Consider the following 22679-nt stretch of genomic DNA (forward strand, 5'->3'; position numbering starts at 1 on the left):
ATTCTTCCTCCTGGGAAATGAACAAATAGGGATCAAATTATGAAAATTACTTTAATAGGACTTGGTAAAATGGGTTCCGTTTTAGCGGATCGCTTATTAGCAGCTAATTTTGATTTAACCGTATTTAATCGTACGAAAGAAAAAATGCTCCCCTTAATTGAAGCTGGAGCACGGGGGGCAGAAACTCTAGAAGATGCAGTTAAAGAAGCTAAAATAATTATCACATGCCTTCTCGATGATCATGCTGTTTTTGAGACTGTTAAACACTTTGTCCCTTTACTGCAACCTCATGCGATACATGTTGGAACTTCAACCATATTGCCAGAAACTTCGAAAAAACTTCTTAATCTTCATCAAGAACATGGCAGCATTTACATTGCAGCTAATGTTTTGGGGGTTCCTAAAGCTGCAGCACGAGGTGAACTCACGACAATTGTTGCAGGTTCAGACGAGGTAATTGAAGAATGTAAACCTATATTTGCATCCTATTCAATAAAAGTCATTCCTGTAGGGACACAGCCTTTTCAAGCCAATGTGGTCAAAATATGCATGAATTATTTTCTGGTCACTGCAATAGAAACCATGGGTGAACTCTATACTTTTGCGGAAAAAAGCCAAGTTAATCCTTCTATTCTGAACACCCTATTTCATGCAGTATTTGCCCATCCAGCATTTCAGCTTTATGTTGATAAAATTAACCAACGAGATTTTGATGATGTAAATTTTGATATTAAAGGAGGATTTAAAGACTTAAACTTATTTCAACAAGCTTTTGCTAATGCAGGAGTTGTTCCTGAAATGGCGAATATTATCAAAGATAAGTTTATTATTGCTTTAGCACATCATATGGAACATAAAGATTGGAGTGCCATCACTGAAATCACACGTATGCTGGCTAACCTTCATTAAACTTAAAGATTCTTCATAAATCAGAGCGGCGTCACGGATCCCGCGGACACTCGCGGGACCTCGAGACTTAATGATTAATTAACTTTCAAACCAAAGCAAATAAAATTAAACTTTTACACCCAATAGCCTCCATTTTAGAAGTAAAAAATAATTCAACTTATTGTATTTCGTACTAAATTCAATCTTTTCATTTCATTATCTAGAAATTACTTAATATAATGAATATCCTAAAGAAAAAACTGTTGGTATAAATTGTTACTAGGAATAATTGATGAGAATCAATGCTTATAATTCATCTATTAAGAAACTCTCTTTTGTTCTTTTTAGTACTTTTTTTTTATTTGCTTTTGCAATCTCTTCTGTAATCGCGGCAAATCAAGTAATCAATCTGGAAGTAGGTTATAAAACAGTATATTTTGCCCAAAAACCCAAAAAAGCAATTGCAGTAAATCAGCAAATTCCAGCACCTACACTCCATTTTAAGGAAGGAGATCAAGTCACTATCAATGTTTCTAACCATCTCGATCAAGGTACAGCAATACATTGGCATGGGATGTTGGTTCCATGGCAAATGGATGGTGTGGAAGGTGTATCTCAAACTGAAATTCCTCCTGGTGGTACTTTCCAGTATCAATTTACTTTAAAACAATCCGGGACTTATTGGTACCACGCACATGCGGGTTTGCAAGAACAACAAGGATTATATGGTGCTTTTATTGTAGATCCTCTAAAGCCCTCCGATTATACCTACACTAAAGATTATGTCATTGTTTTATCAGATTGGATTAATACCCAACCCAACAAGGTGCAAGCTAACCTGAAAAAATCTGGGGATTATTATGCTCCTCGCTTTCCACTTCAACCTTCACTAGCGAAATTTATTCACGATTACCGAAAAGCCACTAAAAAAGAACGCCAGCAGCTTCTGGCAGATTATAAAACTATGCAACAAATGCGCATGAGTATTTATGATATCAGCGATGTAGCTTATGATGCATTTTTACTGAATGGTCATACAAATACCAATCCATGGACAGCACCTGTTAAAGTAGGTGATGTTGTTCGTTTACGCTTCATTGATGCAGGGGCCAGCACTATCTTCCGCATTAAAATACCCGGTACTACTATGAAAGTAGTGCATGTACAAGGAAATGACGTCAAACCTTATTCCGTTAAAAATTTGACACTCGCCCCTGCTGAAACTTATGACGTTTTAGTGAAAATAGACAAAGATGATCCTTATATTATCTACGCGGCATCAAAAGATACCGTGGGAACTGTGCTTGGAGTATTAAAAACAAACGCAAAGCAATCCATTGACCCTAAACAAATAAAACCTTTTCCCGACCCTATACCAGTTACTCAAGAAATGATGAACATCATGATGGGTGAAATGTATCATGGAGCACTGCCAGATAATCAACAAAAACGCCACCATTCAATGCCTTCAAAAAAGCCCAAGCATGCCATAAACATGAATCATTCTATGAACATGAATCATTCTATGAACATGAATCATTCTATGAACATGAATCATTCTATGAACATGAATCATTCTATGAACATGAATCACTCTATGAACATGAATCACTCTATGGACATGAATCACTCTATGGACATGAATCACTCTATGGACATGAATCACTCTATGGACATGAATCACTCTATGGACATGAGTCACTCTATGGACATGAATCACTCTATGAACATGAAAATGCCAACGGAACCAACACGATTTAATGACGCAATAGTGCCATCTAACTCATCTTTTATGACTTCATTAGATATAAAATATCGCAATTTATCAGCTGCGGTTCCTACCAATGATCCCGATAAACCTGTTGAAGGAGTCATTAATTTGGAGTTATTTGGCTACATGGGGCAATTCATTTGGTTTATCAATGGCACACCTGGATATAAAGCCAAACCCATTCCATTAAAACCAGGAAAACGCTATCGTTTTGTATTTACCAATACATCAATGATGCATCATCCTATGCATCTTCATGGCCATTGGTTTATTTTACGTACTGGAAAAAATGCCTATGATCCACTGATGCATACACTTGATATTCCTCCAGGAGCCACAATCACAGCAGATGTGGATACAGATGCCAGTGGCCAATGGTTCTTTCATTGTCATATGTTGTATCACATGATGTCCGGCATGTCCCGAGTCTTTCAATATACAACCCTAATAGCAATTACTAATGGTCAATTAAAACCAGAGGACATTGACCAAGATACTAAGTATCCTAACAGACCTATTGTACGTGTGGATGAAGCAATCAAACCCATAAATTCATCCTTAGTCAAACACCCTATGGCTCATAATGCTGGATTTTGGATGGCAACTTATCTAGAAATAGGCGCTGATCCTTTTCATAATGCGCAACTCCTTACTTACAAAGGGATGTACGGCCCCGATTATAATAAACTGGAGCTATTCACAAATGACGCGGAAATTTACAAAGGAGTAATTCAGAATGCAGATATTGACATTTTTTATTGGCATTTAATCAGTCAATTTTGGGCCATTAAAGGCGGAGCGAATTATTTCAATCAACCTGCATCAAAACCCTATTGGCAAGCAGGTATTGGTCTCGAGGGATTAATGCCATTTTTTATTGAAACAGATATAAGAACCTATTTTTATGGAGGTAGTGTTAAATTTGATATTGAGTTTGTACGTAATACACAAATTACGAATAATTTTTTAATAGAAACAGGTATTCGCAGTATTTTAGCAACCAAGACCGTGATTAATGCTGAAATTGGCAGTGGTTTAAATCAAATGAGATATACAGTAAGACCTTACTATCGCCTCATGCCGGGTTTAAGTGTGTTTGTAGAGTATGAAAATGAACATGATTATGGTGTATTTAAAACCATTGAAGACGCAAGCACTACTCCAGATATATCAAATACTGTTTCTTTAGGTGCGACCGTCCTCTTCTAAAAACATCATAAAAATGTTATTAACCTAGAAAAATAGTTGGGCTCTACAAACTAGGATGAAAAATTGGAACTTTGTATGCATGTTGCATTGAGTGATACCCAAAAGAAAGTACTGGAAAATTTAAATCGGATATTCGGTTTTCTTAGTAAGCTTCTCTTATTACTTATTACAGTGAGTGTCTTTGTTCCTTTCTCTCCCAAGCTACCCGCTCAAGGTATCGACTCTTCATGGGCATTAGGATTAAATCAAGCAGTTGCGCAAGGACTAGCCTTCGGCAAAGAAATCATATTTACTTTAGGTCCTTATTCATCTATTTATACAAAAGCCTATCATCCTGCTACCCATCTGATGATGAATGCAGGAAGTCTATACTTAGCAATTTCCTATTGGGTGGCACTACTGTTTTTGATGAAAAATACGCGATGGTACTGGCCGCTCATTTTTTGTGTCCCACTTTTTGGAATGATGTATGCCCGTGACTCATTATTTTTTTCTTATGCGTTACTTGTTGGGTTAATCAGTTTTAAAGTAGTGTGCGGTGAAAAAAATACTCTCAACTCAAACAACACACTTCTACTTTTAATAGGATTTCTTTTTGCTCCCTTTGGTTTATTTGCATTAATAAAAGGCTCCATGCTTATTCTTTGCTTCGCGGTAACTTGGTTATCTTTCGTTTTTTTTCTTGTTAATAAACAGGTTAAATTCGCTGTAATGTGTTTAAGTTCATCAATTGTTTCACTTATTCTATTTTGGCTTGCAGCAGGCCAATCCATCATCTATTTACCAAACTACTTAATCAGCAGTTTTTCCATTGCCTCAGGCTTTAGCGAAGCCATGTCTACTACAGGGAATAATAATGAAGTGATACTGTTTTTAATAATTGCAAGCTTAATTTTCTTGCTTATTTTATGGCATAAACAAGTACCAATAGGCGCAAAATTATTTTTATTCTGCATTTTTTTTGCTTTTTTGTTTATGTCATTTAAAACAGGTTTTACTCGCCATATGGGACATGGATTCATACCAGGTACGTCAGTATTATTAGCGGGACTTTTTTTACCTTTTTTGTTGAACTCGAATGCAACTTATTTCCTCTTATTTGTTTCATTAGGCTGCTGGAATTATATTAATGGCCACTACACAAAAATATCCATTCTCGATAATTTTAAATCTTCTTATTCCGCGACATGGCATGGCTTAAAAAGCATAATCCAAGATCGACAGTGGATGGAAAAGAATTTTACATTCGCCATGAGCTTCTTACGCGAACAGGCCGGTTTTCCTCTGCTCCAAGGTACTACGGATATTTATTCATACAATCAGTCTTACCTAATCTCTTCACAAAATGTATGGTCTCCTCGTCCAATTTTTCAAAGCTATTCTGTTTTTACCCCAAACTTGGCCGAAAAGAATAAAAAACATTTACAAGAAAGACAGAGTCCAGACAATATTATTTTTAAAATTGAACCAATTGATGGACGAGTACCTTCTTTAGAGGATGGAGCAAGCTGGTCCCCGTTGCTCACCCATTATAAGCCCACAAATATAAATAACGGTTTTTTGTTCCTACGTAAAAGGAAAACTGTTTCTAAAGAGAACGAATCTTTATTAAGGAATGAACACCATATTCTTGGAGAACTTGTTGTTTTATCAGAGCAGAAAAGCCCTGTCTTTGCAACAATAGCGATACAGCCAACTATTTGGGGAAAGCTAGCAACAATTTTCTTCAAACCAAATCAATTACAAATAGTCTTACATTTAAAAAATGGAACCATGAAACATTATCGTTTTATTGCCAGCATGGCAAAATCGGGTTTCCTCCTCTCTCCGCATATTGAAAATACAATTGAATTTTCTTTATTGTATCAAAAAAATGACGACTTGAATGGAAAAACAGTAAAGTCTTTTATGATTACAACCAACCCGGATAATGGTTGGTTCTGGAATCACACTTATACAATCACCTATTATTCTAAAATTTAAAGATACATTATCTCTCTTTTAGTGGACGATGCAAAAAGCAGGCTATTTTTGCAAAAAATAACCTGCATCAAGCCAGCCTTGTAATCCCGTATCCAGAGAGTAAACCTGTGTATATCCCATTTTTTGTAAACTGTCTGCAACTAAAGCACAACGAAAACCACCGCTACAATACACAACAATTTTCGTATTAAAATCTGGAATTTTCTTTTCAATATCACGTTCAATAATCCCTTTACTTAAATGAATTGCTGTTGGGATATACCCTGTTTCCCATTCATTGGATTCACGCACATCAAGAATTTGTATAGGTTCTTGATTATCGATTTTTTCTTTTAATGCGTGAGGTGTTATTTCTTGAATACGACTTTTAGAATCTTTGACTAAGGCCAAAAATCCCGGTGAATGCTGTTTCATTCTTCAACTCCAATCTTATATGCTCGTACCTAACTAGTGCCTTGAGAGCTAATTCTTCTGCGTATATAGATTCAGGTTTTATCTCAGCACAAAATTGCAAATAATTTTTAGATAAATTGACAACGCCTCTGACAGAGGCGTCATTATAGCAACCTTTAGGCTTGCTCTACCTTAATATCGCGACCTTTACCTTTTGCCTCAGGTTTTTTAGGTAACTCTATCCATAACATTCCTTTCTTGAAAGTTGCTTTAGCTTTCTCTGCATCAACAGTTGATGGTAATGAGATAGAGCGTTCATATTTTCCATAACTAATTTCTCGCGAAAGAAACTTTTTATGTTCATTCTTTTTTGAAGTGGATTTTTCGCCAGTAATAGTAAGGACATTATTTGCAAAAGATACTTTAATGTCTTTCTCATCCATACCCGGCATTTCCATTTGCACCGTAATATGTGCTTCATCCTCAACCACATCCATTGATGGGAGAAGATTAAGATTTTCAAACTGTTCCCAAGTGGGTCTATTGAACGAGAACATATCATAAAAATCACGAAATGCTCTATCAACCTCATGCTGAAGACTTAAAAACGGATTATTGGAATGTTCAATTGGGACAGGATGTCCTTTTTTCCATTTGAGTAATGTATTCATCATTTAGCTCCCTTAAGTTATTTATCCATGTATGTCACAACGTTAAAGTTTGATCTATAAAATCATTTTGTCAAGTGATCCTAAAATTAATTTTTGAGCTACATTTAATGAATAAAAGGAATAAGGATGCACTCATGTATGCAATGATTATGGAGCAAAAACGACAAAAACTCCTGCTTAAAAAAGTAAAAAAACCCGAACCTAAACCCAATGAACTGTTAATCAAAGTTCATGCTTGCGGCATTTGCCGCACTGATTTACATGTGATCGATGGGGAGTTAAAGGATCCAAAACTTCCACTGATTCCAGGTCATCAAATTGTGGGTACCATTGAAAAACTAGGATCTACAGTTAGCTCTTTTAATGTCGGACAACGAATAGGTGTTCCGTGGTTGGGCGGCAGTTGCGAAACTTGTTCATTTTGTATGTCAGGACGCGAAAATCTTTGTGATCAGGCTCGTTTTACTGGTTATCAGATTGATGGTGGATTTGCTCAGTATTGTGTGGCTAACCATCGATTTTGTTTTCCTATACCTGAAGGGTATTCTGATTACCAAGCCGCACCCCTGTTTTGTGCCGGATTAATTGGCTATCGTGCCTTATTAAAAACAGCCGATGCAATGCATTTAGGACTATATGGCTTTGGTGCTGCAGCACATATCCTTATTCAAGTAGCTAATAAACAAGCTCGTAAAGTCTATGCTTTTACGAGTCCGGGAGATAAGAAAGCACAGAATTTTGCCTGTCAATTAGGAGCTACCTGGGCTGGTGACTCAAAACAAAATCCCCCCCATCCTCTCGATGCAGCGATTATTTTTGCTCCAGTAGGAGAGCTTGTGCCTCATGCACTACGCAATACACTAAAAGGTGGGACTGTTGTTTGTGCAGGCATACATATGAGCGATATCCCTAGTTTCCCTTATGAAATTCTTTGGGGAGAGCGTACGCTTTGTTCTGTGGCCAATCTCACGAGAAATGATGGCAAAGAGTTTTTACAATTAGCACCACAAATACCTGTGAAAACAGAAACTCATACCTACTCATTAACTGAAGTGAATGAAGCACTTGATGATCTGCGGCATGGACGATTTACAGGAGCAGCAGTAATTACTCTATAGGACACTTTGGTTTTAGAAATCTTGATTTACAACTGAGTAAAATTATCTGCTCATAATGTAGATTCTAATTCATAAATGACAGCTACGCGATTGACTGTTTTAAATTAACTTATTGATTTATCATTTTCCTTTCAAGAATTTATACTTTACTTAAAAACATAAAAAGGTTATAATTTGAACAGATATTAATATGGAGTTTTTCCTGTGCCCACACATCGCTCACCTACTGTAAATACGCTTAATTTTACCTCAAACAACTTCGAACACTTGTTTGCAACTGTAGAAAAAAGTCACAAATCCAGTAAAAAAACAGACGCTTATTTTTCTACTCAATTTTTGAACCGCTTTGGATTCCAAAATCCATTACAAATTGTTGAGTTTCTAAAATCGCCTGAAGGAAAAACAACACTTGCATTGATTAGCCAAGAATTAATGAAAATTGAAGAATTAAATCAACTCAAAGCAGAACAATATCGAGAAGAACTACTTAACCTACAACGACAATTAATTTTTCTGCTTATGGGGTTAATCGCTAAAGATAAGGCTCTTGCAAAACAAGCTTCTGAAATTATGCAACAACAAATCGAGCAAAAACTGAAAGAAACAAAACCTAGCGAACAAACAAAATCAGGACAAAAAAGCTTAGTTGATGTACTCGATGCAAATATCAAAGCTTATTCAGAGACCCTTAATGCTTTAGATAAAAAGCTTAGTGAGCTCGGACAAAAATTAGCTGAAATAGACGAGCAATTGATACTACTTGAACATGAAGCCTTGCTCATGAATGAGAAGCATGCTCACCTTAATGAACATCTAGAACAATTAAATGCTTATCTTCAATTACCTATACTCAATAATCAACCAATGGATGATTATATTGCTCATACTAATCAGCAAATAGATTCTATAACCACACAATTGTCCGCATTACAAGAACAAAATAATGACCATAGCCCCACACAACCTGAACAATCGGCTACTCATAGAAAAATAAAAATGTTGGAGCATCGACTTGCTTTCCATCATGCGCAATTAAAACAGCCACCACAATGTGCAGAACATGTGTTCGAGAGTCTACTTGAACACGTTCGAGAACAATTAAATGAATGCCAACATTTACATGAAAGCCAACCTTCCGCTCATTTATCACATGAATTAGAGGGTTTAAAATTACAAGAACAAGGACTCATCCATGTCTTGCAAGTTTTAAGAAAGGAAAAAATGCTTCTTAACGCTGAATTAGAAGAGGTCAATGACTTTAGCCAAGCTCATTTCATTATTGATCCTGCGTGTAAACCACGTTTTCAAAAACGAGGAAATTGCTATGCTATCTGTACTGAAGAAATGGATCCAGATAATTTAAATGAAGAAAGTTGGTTACAAGCACAACTTAACTACGATAAATTAAAACATGAAGTTCAAGTAGTCCCTGTCCATCATCATGAATGCATGAAATATGATGTTGAAAAACATAATGAACGCAAACAACATTATAAAAACCTTAGAAAGGACTTTATTGAACAAATTCAAGATATTAAAGCCAGTAAAGTACAAGTTTTACAAGCTCTATCGAGTAATAAAGCTCAGAAGGCATTGTTAACTCAAACACGTGAAAATACACCGTTAAGTATGTCACCTAAACCAAAAGCGGTACAAATAGAAAAAGACAACCTATCTTCAGAATTTTGTCCTAAACCAAAGCCTACTCCACCTCATTGCAGTTATTCTTTTATGATGCGTAACTTGGAACGCTTGGTACCCGCTAAAGCGCCTGCGCCACTGGAAGAAGATATCCATAAAGTAACTCGTGTACTTGAACGTGTTGTTCCTGAAGAGCGCCAAGACGAACTGCATAAACTGATTGACGAAGTACACCCTGGTGAAATTATGTCTCCAGATGTTCGACTCGGTTGGTTACATAGAGCCAAAAATTTAATACCTGATCTTAAAGAACCAGAATTGGAATCAACCTTAACCTATAAACTAAAGTAATCATTTACTATCAAGAAACTTATAAAGATTAGACCCTCCGTGTTCACGGAGGGTGACGAGATGGAAAAGGTCAGTCTCTATCAGAGGACGGCCAAGAGTATCCGTTCAAGGGGTATATTTTCCTCTTGGTGAAAAGATGGATTTGAGCGCAAGTTGCAAACAATACTAAGGAAACGGAGCATACATTAATGGCTTTAACATAAGGGTTTATTCTTTATAAAATTTTGCAGTATATTTAATACACGTTCAGGTTGATCAATTGGCGCTAAATGCCCTGCCCCACGAATTTTCACTTGGGTTAATCCATGTGCGGTTTTCGCGTATCCATTAATTTGATTATTATTTTTCCATACACAGGTAGTAGCATTAGCAAACTCATTTTTATTGGGCCAATCTAAGGCTGAAATTAATAGCTCAGTACTCAGGAAATTTGAATCTTTTCCATCTTCAAGTCCATTGTATATTAAGATACGAATGCCCGCTGATAACAATTGAGGATAAAGATGAGCCACCGAATCTTGTTCTCCTATTTCAAGTTTCTTTGCTGCAGAAACACTAAATGTTTTAAATGCAGGAACTTGTGACGGAATATGCAAAGCCTTACGCACTAACTCATTATTCAAATAGTTCACCATATTAGCATCATCGGGTTCTTTACCCGTATAAATATTGGCAAGGTTTAATCCCCCGCTTTCCTTTATAATGTAGGATTGCATTTGTTCGCAAATCTGATTCGCTTTTGGGGTTGTTGGACTGTGTTTATCAATCTCGTTGATACATTTTTTGTACAGTGATTTCAATTTAATTTGAGCTCGTCTGTCAATCAATCCATGATAATAAGCATAATCAATATTTGCCTTTTGCTGCAATCGAGGATTAATCCAGGGGTCGCCTAGCATTAGGCCTTGTAATTTTGTTTCTTTTTGGTTTAACAAGCGAATTGCTAATTGAGGTACATATTTTCCTGCATATGATTCTCCAGCAAGATAAAGAGGTTTGTTCGCTAAATCAGGATGTTTTTGAAAAAAGTAAATAACTGCATGATACAATTGATCCATGGCTTGGGATTCATCTGCATAGTTTGAAGACAATCCATAAGAATAACCAACACCTGCAGGCTGATCGATTATTAGATAATCAGCAACTTGAGTCCATGAATAGATTCGTTCCTGTAATTTATCCGCTGAATTTATTTCATAAGGACCATTTTCCATAAAAAAACCATATAAACTCGATGCTCCAGGACCACCATTTAACCACAATACAATAGATGATTCAGAAGTTGGCTTTTTCTTTTCGACATACCAATAAAATAAACCTGCTGATTGGTTAATAGTATAATATCCAGCATACTGTCTGTCCTTAACAGGACCAAAGCCCGGAAGTTGAGTTAATTGATCACTGGTCGCAGCTATTAATGATGATGTATAAATGAAGACCCAAAAAAGAATGCAGTAAAAACTCATAGTTACCATTTTATTTTCAAATAATGAGCAATTCTACACTCAAATGAACAACTAATCGATAAGCCTTATTTTCAGAATAAGGTTACATCATTATGTTTTCTGATAATAAACATTTGACAAGCTCAAATACAAATTGTTACCATGATTAAGATAACAACCAATTATTCACTTTGTTTTAATATGAATCAATTCTTGCAACATCAATTATACTTAAATAACTTAGCAAAGTTGTTGCATGCAAGCTATTCTATCGTTTCTACTGTCGTGGTGGTCGTAATCTTCATCTCTTCGCCCTAGAGTAGCGCGTTTTTGATTATTTAGCCTCTCTAGGAGAAGGCTAAATAATCGTGTAAAAAACGCTAACTACCGAGGAGTCACTATGGGAAATCCACCCGATATAGAAAAGGCACAAAACAAAATCACCTCTCGTGCTGTTCTAATTGTAAGTTTATGCTCAGTATTTTTATTTTATAAATACATTCTCCAAAATTTTCCAAGCATTATGCCCCAACAACTGATGGAAGTCTTTCATTTACAAGGATTGGGGCTTGGTGTTTTATCTGGAGTATATTTTTGGGCGTACCTTATCGTACCTTTATTTGTAGGAATCATTCTTGATCAATACGGTGCTCGATGGGTTACTACAGGTGCAATTTTTTGTTGCTCTTTGGGTATTTTTATCTTTTCCCAAGCACAGGAATTAAATACTGCTATATGGGGGCGTACTTTAACTGGGGTTGGAGTTTCTTTTGCATCCATCGCTTATTTCAAATTAGCAGCTGTATGGTTTTCCAAAAAATATTATGCCTTGCTTACTTCCTTACTCGTTGCATCTGGAATGATTGGCGCTGTTTGCGGACAAATGCCACTTGCTTGGCTTGTGAATCAAGTGGGATGGAGAACAAGTTTAATTGATGTTGCGTGGTTAGGTGTCATTCTAGCAGTCCTTTTCTTATTTATTGTTAAAGATCAACCTTTTGGTGTGAATAAACCCATAGAGGCTGAAACTCAAAAAGCATCAAACCAACATTTATGGCAGGATATTTTATTAATTATAAAAAACAAACAAAATTGGTTATTAACAGGTTATAGTGGTTTAGCATTCTCTCCAATAGTAATTTTCTGTGGTTTATGGGGGAACCCTTTTATACAAAAAGCCTATCATTTAGATAAATTAGTTGCCCCTTCACTTATTTCACTTGTCTTTGTAGGTTTAGCAATCGCCTGTCCATTATTTGCTCTACTTGTTCATCGCATCCAAAATCGCTGTGCATTTATGTTCTACAGTACTCTTGTTTCTGCTTTATCCATTAGTTTAGTTATCTATGCACATCCAATGCCTCTTTGGTTACTCAGCATTTTGCTTTTTCTCTTCGGTTTTAGTTTAGGTGCTTTTCCGATTGTATTTGTCATTGGGAAAGAATCAAACCCTCTTTATCTGGCTGGTACAGCCACCTCATTAATTAATGCAAGTGATGCACTTTTAGATGCAATTTCTGAACCGGCTATTGGAAAATTACTCGATGTCTTTAGTACAAATGCAGACACTACACATGATTTTTCGCTGTCTAGCTACCATATTGCTTTAGCTATTTTACCTCTGTATCAAATTATTGGCGCTCTTTTGATGAGATGGGTTAAAGATGAGCATCGAACAACTCATTAAAATAGGACTCATTAAGTCTCAACAAGACTTAATGAGTTATAAATTTAGACATTGGAATCCTCTAAACTGTATTCATCTATGGCTAATAATATTTTTTCTTCGAGTGCTTTAGCTTTTCCCAAAGGTTTATTCACTCCATTGATAATAATGGAAAAAATGTATGTTTTTTCATTTGGATTTACCATAAAACCAGATAAGGAAGAAATATCATGCATGGAACCAGTTTTTGCATATACTTTTTTATCCAATATCGTTTTCTTCATTCTCTCCTTTAAAGTTCCTGAAACACCAGCCTGAGGTAGTGCATTTAAAAGAATAGATTGTATGTCTTTGTCATGATAAAGATCAGAAAGCAACACAACCATTTGTTCCGCTGTGACTAAATTATAGCGAGTTCCTTCACCATCAACGAGCTCTATCTGAGACATATCAAGATGCGTGTGTTCAGAGAGTATTTTTTTTATTGCATAAGCACCTTCTTTATGAGTTCCTTTTCCTGTTAACGAATACCCCAATTTTTTAGTAAGACTATTTGCATAAAGGTTATCTGATTGTTGCAACATATGGGTAAGCAACTTATCTAAAGTCTTTGAATAGAAACTTATAACCTCTTGAGCATCAGAGGGAGAAACTCCGGTAACTATTTCTCCCTTTAATACAATCCCATTTTTATCCAGTATTTTTTTAATGACTTGCTTTACAAATAACAGGGGATCAGGAATCGCAAGTTCGATAAGTTTTGGATTTTTTTCTTGAACCATGCAACCAAATAAGCGAATCGTATTTTCAGGTTTAATTTCAAGATTCAAGCTGCAATGGCTTTTCCCCTCTTCTTTACTCACTGTAGTCACTTCATTAATGAGTTTTAATGCTTTTGTCTTTGTTTTGGGTTTAATTTGTGCTTTTTTGCCCAATTCTTTTGCACTGATTAAATCAAATGATGCCTTATTTTCATTTACTATTGCTGCTGTATCGGGAGCAGCATAATACCATCCAAGATCATCATATGAAGTTCCACTAGGATAGTTTGGAGCTTGGTATTGAGAACTATCAATGACTACATTCCCGTTAATAATACTCACGCGATTTTGTTTCACATTTAATAATAATTTAGTTAAATTATCTTGAGTAAACGAAGGCGAACCAGTAAACCTAATATAATAATTTTGATTTTTCTGAAAAAGTGTCGTTGAAAAACGAAAATCTGGTTTTAATTGATAAAGTGCTGCAGCAGCTGTAAACAGCTTCATACTGCTAGCTGGAGATAACAACTTATCTGCATTTCTACTATAAATTATTTTACCCGTTTCCGCATCCTGAACAAACACGCCAATAGTTGCATGAGGCAATTGTTGTTTAATAGCTTCATCTATTTTTTCTGCAAGTGTTTCTGAGTTTGCAACTTGGTTAATGAAGAAAGCTGCTAAAAACCATAAATAGTTAGAATAGCGCACTCAATTTATCCTAATGAAATACATAGGCCATAGCTTTACCGATTCAAAGATGAAGTGCAAGCCCTATCTAAAGTTTTTACTGTAAAGATTCCCATCATTATATTATCTTTATTTATAAATCTATGTAAGCATTTTATCTTCTAAAACAACCGCCGATGACTCCTCGGACATAGAAAACACATGTTCATGGCGTGTAGGACTTAATAATTTTTGTGATGAATAAAGAATAAAAATACTTAAAGGTAAAAGACTGAACAAATCAAAAGGAAATTTTAAAATACCTATACCTCCAAAAACACCTAAATAGGACACTGCAAATAGAGACACCATATAAAATAAAAACCAGGATAAAGCAGAACTATTATCCAAAGAGTTTTGGCGATGATAGACACAATAAATTAGAAGCCCCACAAGTAAGGCAATATCAAGCTTCCATATAATCGAAAACCCACACCAATACAACATCAAATTGCAAAAATAAAAAGCAAGATAGGAACAAATCAACGCACCCGACAATCTAAAAGGTCGAGGGGTTTGCGGCTGTAACTTACGCATGGCTAAAAGACATATAGGTCCGATGCTATAAGATAAAATACTCGCGGAAGAAAGAAAAGCAACTAGTTTTTGCCACCCAGGAAATGGAAGGAAAGAAAATATACCCACCAACAAATTTGCATAAATAGTAACATAAGGTATCTTATGTCGGTTCACCTTTAAGAATATTTTAGGCAAATGATCGTTTAATGCCATCCCGTATAAAATTCGAGAGGTTGCTGCGGTATAAACCAAAGTGGTACCAAAAGGAGAAAAAGCGGCATCGATCATCAATAAAGTTGCAACAACACCAAGCCCTACAAGCAATGTTAAACCTACTAATGGTCCGCTATCTCCTGGATAACTCAGGGCATGCCAACCCTGAGTTAAATATTTCTGGGGGACGGCAGCAATAAAACTAAGCTGCAGCATAAAATACAAGACAAAACCAATTAAGACTGCTCCTAAAATAGCAATAGGAATATTGCGTTGAGGATTTTTAACTTCGCCTGCAAGAATCAACCCGTTTTGAAATCCAGTAAAAGCAAAAGCAATCCCTCCAGCAGACAATGCGGTAAAAATATTCACCCAACTTTCTTTTTCCGATAAATTAATACTTACATTACTCCAAGATGGAGATACATGGAGTAACGAAACTATAGCAATAGTAGGTAAAATAAATTTAATAATACTTGCATATTTATTACATTCAGCAAGAAATTTAATTCCATATGAATTTAATAGAACAACAAAAAGCATAATTGCAATAGCAGCTATATAACCGTAGCCTGAAAGCTTGAGTGAAGAGGGATCATTAACAATTAAAATGGGAAAAAAATGACTCGAATACTGAAGAATTGCCTGTATTTCTATTGGAGTCATAACGACATAAGAAAGCCAGGATGTCCATGCAAATAAAAACCCAACCTCTTTTCCATGAGTAAAAGTTGGATAGTTTGACATCCCGCCTGAAATAGGGAACATCGTTCCAAGTTCGCATAGAGGTAATGCAATAAACAGCATAAAGATAGCAGCAATGATCCAGGCAATCAATGCATTACTTCCTGCCATTTGTGCACTAATAAATGGACTAAATAACCATCCGGATCCGATCATTCCTCCTGCAGAAGCAATTAGAATATTAGTTGCTGAAATGTCACGTTTTAGCATGATGGCATCCTTTTATTGCAGAAAATATTACAGTACGAGAATAATTTCCTTAACTTAAATAGGTACAAAAGCTTAAATTGACACATTGTGAACGCTTAATGTCGTCAACTTAAGGACCAATCTTCGTTTCTAGGCAAATCGTCACCCTCCGCGAAAGCGGGGGGTCTCAATCAAAAGCTTTAATATAAAAGCACAATTGTTCTAGAAACAAAGCGCTGACTGTTTAGCAAGTTATTTAGACCCTCCGCTTTCGCGGAGGGCGACATTCTTTCGAAACCGTGAGTTCCTCGAAACCTCAATCTTTCCCTTAAGACGCCATTATGTGAACGCTTACAGTGTAACACAGAAATTTATTGATGATATATGACTTGTAGACAATAAGTCATTTAGTAGTTTGTCTAAAATTATCTCCCTAAACATTCAATTTGAAGGTATTAAAAGTCATTAGTAGCAATTTCCTAATTTTTTCTAATTTTACGATAAATTAAAAGCAATAATATTCTATTATTAAAGATACAATGAAACAAAAATTAAGCTTTTTTAGGCGATATAAAAAATAACTTATCACTAATTATGTAATAATATAAATTAGGATAGCTAAAATTGATGAAGAATTTGTTAAATAACATATCATTAATAATCAAAGGAAATGATTATGATTGATATCAAGGGATACAAGATCCATAAAATCATCAAGCATGCCACCCAATATAGTTTATACAAAGGTACGCGAGAATCCGATCAAAAAAAAGTAATCTTTAAAGTATGCCATTCTACTCAATCTAACTTTACTGATCTAGTAGCTATCTATCATGAATATCAAATATTAAAACAGTTAAATTTGCCTGGCATCATTCATGTCGAAGATCTCATTAAATCACAAGATCTATTAATTCTTATTCTTGAAGATTTTGAAGGCCAAACACTGAAACAGTATTTGACAAATAATGCAATTGACCTAGCTACCTTTTTTAAAATCGCTATACAATTAGTCAGTATACTGGAAGAACTGCATTTACAACAGATTATTCATAAGGGTATTAATCCAAACAACATCATTATTCAGTCAAACTCACTTATTATTAAGTTAACTGATTTTAGTTTTTCATCTGAATTACTTCAGGAAACCCAAGATTACTCCTCACTTAATTTAGACGGAACATTAGCCTATATTTCCCCAGAACAAACAGGCCGTATGAATCGTTCAGTTGACTATCGTAGTGATTTTTATTCATTAGGTATTACATTTTACGAGATACTCACAGGTCAATTGCCTTATTATTCAGATGATCCATTAGAACTTGTTTATTATCATTTAACCATGTATCCCAAAAGTATCTGTGAACTTAACCCCAGTATTCCCCAAATTATTGATGAAATTGTTTTCCAGTTAATGGCTAAGACACCCGAAAAAAGATATAAGAGTATTGCGGGCTTAAAAGCAGATTTAATAAAATGTCAAATGCAGTGGGAAAGTAAGGAATATATACCCCTTTTCAAATTAGGATCAAATGACATACAAAAACAATTAGTCATATCCCAAAAATTATATGGTCGTGAGGAACAAGCACACATCTTAATAGATATTTTTGAGTATGTTTGCCAAGGTCATAACAGACTTATCTTTGTATCAGGCTATTCGGGCATAGGTAAAACTTCATTAATCAAAGAAATAATAAGACCCATTGTTCGTAAGCGAGGCTATTTTCTTAATGGAAAATATGATCAACTTCAACGTTCAAATCCATATAGTGCGCTCATAGAGGCCTTTTCTGATCATATTAATTATTTTATGACTGAATCAGAAGAACAATTTTCTCAGTTGCGAAGTGATCTAATCAATGCCTTAGGTAATAATGGTCAAGTGATCGTTAACTTGATTCCTAATTTGGAACTCATTATTGGAAAACAGCCTTCTGTTGCAGATCTTCCGCCTTTAGAAGCCCAGAATCGACTTTTCGTCACATTCAAACGCTTTATACAAGCTATCGCTAAACCAAATCATCCTTTAGTATTGTTTTTAGACGATTTGCAATGGATCGATAATGCATCACTGCAATTAATTAAATTATTTTTTGCTAGCGATGAACTACCGTATTTTTTATTAATTGGTGCTTATCGTGATAACGAAGTCACTATAAATCATCCTTTAATGCTCATGCAGCAACAATTTATTAATGCTAATACCCCATTTAAAAATTTAGTTCTTAAACCACTAAAAATAAATGATATCGAAAACTTGCTTAAAGACAGCTTGATTTCATCGAATCATGATGGGATTTTAGATTTTTCATCTTTATTATTAGAAAAAACCAATGGCAATCCTTTTTTTATCAATGAATTTTTAAAGAAAATTTACTATGATAAATTACTGACCTTCTCGTATCAGAAATTGACTTGGAAATGGGATATAAATCAATTAAAAAAACTTTCCATTACTGATAATGTCATTGATCTCTTAATCACACGAATTTATCGTCTTCCCTCTAAATCTCAAAAACTTCTTGAACTCGCTGCATGTATTGGCCACACCTTCAATTTATGGACATTAAGCATTATAAGTGAGCATACACTTGCTGAAACAGCTCGATATGTATTAGATGCCACTAAAGCATCATTTATTGTTGCGCTATATGGAAATTACAGCTTGCTCGAAGGTATTATTTCTGAGTCGGCAACTGATGTTACAATTGCTAAAAAAATGCGTTTCCGTTTTATCCATGATAAAGTTCAACAAGCTGCTTATCAACTTATACCGGAAGAAGCTAAGCAATTAACTCATCTTCGCATTGGTCGACAATTGCTTGAAGATAGTGCATTAGATGAAAATAGTGATTTCTTGTTGGAAGTTCTAAACCATTTTAATTATACATTGGAGCTAATCACTGACTGCAAAGAAAAAGAAAAGCTTTCTAACTACAACCTATTGGCCGGGAAAAAAGCAAAGATATCAAGTGCTTATCATGCAGCCATTTCTTATTTTACTTCAGGCTTACAATTAATATCTAATATAGAGTCGGAAAGCAAAACAGAACTCTATTTTGCACTTTTAAGAGAGCTTGCAGCCTGCCAATATTTAATTGGTGAATACGAAAATGCTGAAACAAACTTCAAATATTTATTAGCATCAGTTCAAGAAACATTATCAAGTATTGAAGTTTATAAATTAAATTGCGAAATGTTATCCACCTTAAACCGACATGAAGAAGCCATTCTTTTAGGCTTAAAAGTATTATCATCCGTTAACATTCGTGTACCTAAGAATCCAAATTTGTTTCATATTTTATTAGCCATAATTAAAGTAAAGTTTCTTATCGGCAAAAGAAACATTGGTGAAATCATACTTCCAGAAATGGAATCAGAAAAATATCAAGCGATTGCTGCATTAATTAGTCAACTGCTCAATAGCGCATTTATTACTAATCAAAATTTGTTTATTATGTTATCGTGCATAAGTGTCAGCCTCAGTTTACGTTACGGATATACCAAAAGCACAGGCTTTACATGTCTTGTATATGCCTTTACCGTAATGCATGGTTTAAATTGGTACCAAGAAGGCCTTAAATTTTTTGATTTATACAAAAAACTTTCTCGATTATACCCTCAAGACGAATTTAAAGGTAAAAATTACTTTGTGCAAGGATGCTTTATTGATCCTTGGCGATTACCTCTAGTACATTCCATTGAGATTTTGAACAAAAGTTATCATGAGTTATATTACTCTGGAGACTTAGTATATGGCAATTATTGTAATCTAATGACCGCTTATCATGCCTTTATGATGGGAAAACCATTATCTGAAATGAAACAATATATTGGAAATATCATCGAATTTATTAAACGAACAAAAGCAAAAGATTTCAATCAATTCGCTCAGTTCTGGGATTTCCTGGCAGTCAGTTTAGAAAATCATCATCAATTTAATCTGCAACAAATTAAAACATTCGAAAATCAAGTACTTGCAGCAAGAAATATCACTGAAATTTGTTTTTTTTATGGTATGGCGACTAAATTATGCTTCATATTAGGATATTATAAAGAAGCAACTCATTATGGATCAAGTTTTGAAAAATATGCACCCTATAGTCTGGGCTTAGTGTGTCAATTGGAGGGTTATTTTTATTATGCGATGTCTTTGATTGCCTCCTTGACTAAAAAAAGTAAACGATTCGAGAAAAGAAAAATATACCAAATACATTCACGTTTCAAACGATGGGCATCATGGTGTCCTGAGAATTATAAACATTATTTACTTATTATTGAGGCAGAAATTGCCCGGATAAATAATAAAGTCGCTAATACCATTCACTGTTATATGCAGGCTATTAAATCAGCTGAATCACAAGATGCACTTAATATCGCAGCTATAGCCTATGAGTTTTTGGGGCACTTTTATCTTGAACTTGGCTCCCAAGATGTAGCAAAATTATACTGTAAAAATGCCCATTCCATATGGAGCAGTCTTGGTGTCTCAACCAAAACACATCATCTTGAAATGCTCTTCCCGCAATGGCTTACAAAAGAGTTGAATAAGGTAGAAAGCATACATTCAACGGACTTTACTTTACCTTCTATTGATATCATTTCATTAATGCGATCGACTCAAGTCATTTCTTCTGAAATTGAGCTTGATAAATTACTGCATAAGCTTTTGATTATTTTATTACAAAATGCAGGAGCAACTCGATGTTTATTATTAGCAAAAGAAGATGATAATTGGTATGTTGAAGCAGAAGGTAGTATTTCGGAACAAAGAATTTCTCTTGCTCATATTGAACCTATCAATCAACGAACTGATTTGCCAGTTTCACTTATTCTTTATGTACAACGTACAGAGAAATCGTTACTCATTCAGAATTTAGAGGAGTTTGAGGAATTTACTTATGGTGATAAGTATTTATCGCTAACAAGGCCACAATCTATAATGGTAATACCTATTTTATTTCAAGGACAATTACAAAATATTTTATATCTAGAAAACCGAACCGTTAGTATGGCATTTAAACAAGAACACGTGCAGATTTTACAAATACTTTCATCCCAAGCAACAATTTCATTACAAAATGCTCGACTTTACTATCAAGCAACTCACGACTCTTTGACTGGTCTTAGCAATAGAAATCTTTTGTATCAAATATTCAATATGCAAACAATTAAGTCTGATAAAGAGCACTCCTTAATTGCCATTTTATTAATTGATTTAGACAGTTTTAAAGAAGTAAACGACACATTAGGTCATCATTTTGGCGATAAATTATTAATTCACACAGCTACTTTAATGAAATATTGCATTAAAAACGAAGATATAGCGGTACGTTTGGGAGGAGATGAGTTTGTAGCAATGATCAAATGTAAAAACGTTAGTGAAGTAAGTGAGATTGCAGAAAAATTTTTACATCATTTGATACAGCCCATACTTATCGATGGACACGAAATTACTGTTACTTCAAGCATTGGCATTAGCCTATATCCTAATGATGGCGAGACTATATCAGAATTGCTAAAACAAGCGGATATGGCTCTTTACCGGGTTAAAGAAGCCGGGAAAAATTGTTTTCAATTTTATACTTCCAGTTTGGATTATATTATAAAACAAGAAAATAAAATCAGCATGGAGTTGCGTCAAGCATTAGTAAAAAATGAATTACGCGTATACTACCAACCGGTTTATTCTGCACTCAAGCATCAACCCGTACATTTTGAAGCTTTAGTTCGCTGGCAACATCCTGAACATGGATTACTACCGGCAAAATCATTTATCTCCATTGCCGAAAAAACAGGACTCATCGTATCCATAGGTCAATGGGTACTCAATGAGGTATTAAAAGAAATAAGACGTTGGAAAGAAAATAATATAATTCCTCTGCCAGTTGCAGTTAATATCTCTGGTGCGCAATTTAAAACGCAAAGTATTAGTGAGCTTGTAAAAGTAGCCCTGAATGAAACAAATGTGGATGCCAGCTATTTGCAGATAGAATTTACCGAAAGCGTTTCAATTGAGTATACAGAAAAAGTATTAGCGAGTATTGCTGAATTGAAAGCTTTAGGAGTGAGTTTGACTTTAGATGATTTTGGAACTTATTATTCTAGTCTTTCTTATTTACGTGAAAATTTTGTTGATAGAATCAAAGTGGATCAATCATTCGTCAAGGGTATTAATACCTGCAAAAGTGATAATGATTTAGTCATTGCTATTATTCAACTCGCTCACAGCCTCAACTTGAAGGTGGTAGCTGAAGGAATAGAAACTAAGGCACAGATCGCTTTTCTAGAACAAAATGGCATCGATGAACTTCAAGGTTATTATTTAAGTTATCCAATAAGCCCCCTAGAATGCACCAAATTACTTTCAAAAAAAATGTAA

The 22679-nt window shown here is 35.0% G+C and carries 12 protein-coding genes; 7 read left to right on the top strand and 5 right to left on the bottom strand.

Going from position 1 to position 22679, the window contains the following annotated elements; genetic code table 11:
• Positions 1 to 39: 39 nt before the first annotated feature.
• The 3 genes from Lgra_RS10400 to Lgra_RS10410 all read left to right on the top strand — a co-directional run bounded on the left by Lgra_RS10400 (position 40) and on the right by Lgra_RS10410 (position 5851).
• Positions 40 to 909 (top strand): NAD(P)-dependent oxidoreductase, encoded by an 870-nt coding sequence (locus Lgra_RS10400; protein WP_058499174.1) that lies wholly within the window; start codon positions 40 to 42, stop codon positions 907 to 909.
• Between the two features lie 271 nt (positions 910 to 1180).
• Positions 1181 to 3868, top strand: a complete 2688-nt coding sequence (locus tag Lgra_RS17515) for a multicopper oxidase domain-containing protein (RefSeq protein ID WP_058499175.1) — start codon at positions 1181 to 1183, stop codon at positions 3866 to 3868.
• Positions 3869 to 3943: 75 nt separating this feature from the next.
• Positions 3944 to 5851: a hypothetical protein gene (locus Lgra_RS10410; RefSeq protein ID WP_058499176.1), complete on the top strand. Its 1908-nt coding sequence runs from the start codon at positions 3944 to 3946 to the stop codon at positions 5849 to 5851.
• Positions 5852 to 5893: 42 nt separating this feature from the next.
• On the opposite strand, the gene Lgra_RS10415 is transcribed toward Lgra_RS10410, so the two are convergent.
• Together Lgra_RS10415 and Lgra_RS10420 are read right to left on the bottom strand one after the other, a co-directional pair.
• Positions 5894 to 6265: a rhodanese-like domain-containing protein gene (locus Lgra_RS10415; protein WP_058499177.1), complete on the bottom strand. Its 372-nt coding sequence runs from the start codon at positions 6263 to 6265 to the stop codon at positions 5894 to 5896.
• A gap of 155 nt (positions 6266 to 6420) precedes the next feature.
• Entirely contained in the window at positions 6421 to 6915 is a 495-nt protein-coding gene (locus Lgra_RS10420) for an Hsp20/alpha crystallin family protein (RefSeq protein WP_058499178.1), read from the bottom strand.
• 134 nt (positions 6916 to 7049) lie between these two features.
• On the opposite strand from Lgra_RS10420, the gene Lgra_RS10425 reads away from it, so the two are divergent.
• Together Lgra_RS10425 and Lgra_RS10430 are read left to right on the top strand one after the other, a co-directional pair.
• The gene (locus tag Lgra_RS10425; RefSeq protein WP_058499179.1) at positions 7050 to 8033 is read left to right on the top strand and encodes a zinc-dependent alcohol dehydrogenase family protein; all 984 of its coding nucleotides are present in this window, start codon (positions 7050 to 7052) and stop codon (positions 8031 to 8033) included.
• Between the two features lie 204 nt (positions 8034 to 8237).
• Positions 8238 to 10025 (top strand): hypothetical protein, encoded by a 1788-nt coding sequence (locus tag Lgra_RS10430; RefSeq protein ID WP_058499180.1) that lies wholly within the window; start codon positions 8238 to 8240, stop codon positions 10023 to 10025.
• A 194-nt stretch (positions 10026 to 10219) separates the two neighbouring features.
• Here Lgra_RS10430 and Lgra_RS10435 read toward each other — a convergent pair whose 3' ends face one another.
• On the bottom strand, positions 10220 to 11491 hold the full coding sequence (locus tag Lgra_RS10435) for a S10 family peptidase (protein ID WP_058499300.1): 1272 nt from the start codon (positions 11489 to 11491) through the stop codon (positions 10220 to 10222).
• A 379-nt stretch (positions 11492 to 11870) separates the two neighbouring features.
• Here Lgra_RS10435 and Lgra_RS10440 point away from each other — a divergent pair, with 379 nt between their 5' ends.
• Positions 11871 to 13157 carry an MFS transporter gene (locus Lgra_RS10440; RefSeq protein ID WP_058499181.1) on the top strand — a complete coding sequence of 429 codons (1287 nt, stop codon included), beginning with the start codon at positions 11871 to 11873 and terminating at the stop codon, positions 13155 to 13157.
• Between the two features lie 44 nt (positions 13158 to 13201).
• Here the strand turns inward: Lgra_RS10440 and dacB are convergent, their stop codons facing one another.
• Positions 13202 to 14611 carry a D-alanyl-D-alanine carboxypeptidase/D-alanyl-D-alanine endopeptidase gene (gene dacB, locus Lgra_RS10445; protein WP_058499182.1) on the bottom strand — a complete coding sequence of 470 codons (1410 nt, stop codon included), beginning with the start codon at positions 14609 to 14611 and terminating at the stop codon, positions 13202 to 13204.
• A 120-nt stretch (positions 14612 to 14731) separates the two neighbouring features.
• Positions 14732 to 16315 carry an APC family permease gene (locus Lgra_RS10450; RefSeq protein WP_058499183.1) on the bottom strand — a complete coding sequence of 528 codons (1584 nt, stop codon included), beginning with the start codon at positions 16313 to 16315 and terminating at the stop codon, positions 14732 to 14734.
• 655 nt (positions 16316 to 16970) lie between these two features.
• On the opposite strand from Lgra_RS10450, the gene Lgra_RS10455 reads away from it, so the two are divergent.
• Positions 16971 to 22679: an EAL domain-containing protein gene (locus tag Lgra_RS10455; RefSeq protein ID WP_058499184.1), complete on the top strand. Its 5709-nt coding sequence runs from the start codon at positions 16971 to 16973 to the stop codon at positions 22677 to 22679.

The sequence above is a fragment of the Legionella gratiana genome (genome assembly GCF_001467695.1).
Taxonomy (GTDB): Bacteria; Pseudomonadota; Gammaproteobacteria; order Legionellales; family Legionellaceae; genus Legionella; species Legionella gratiana.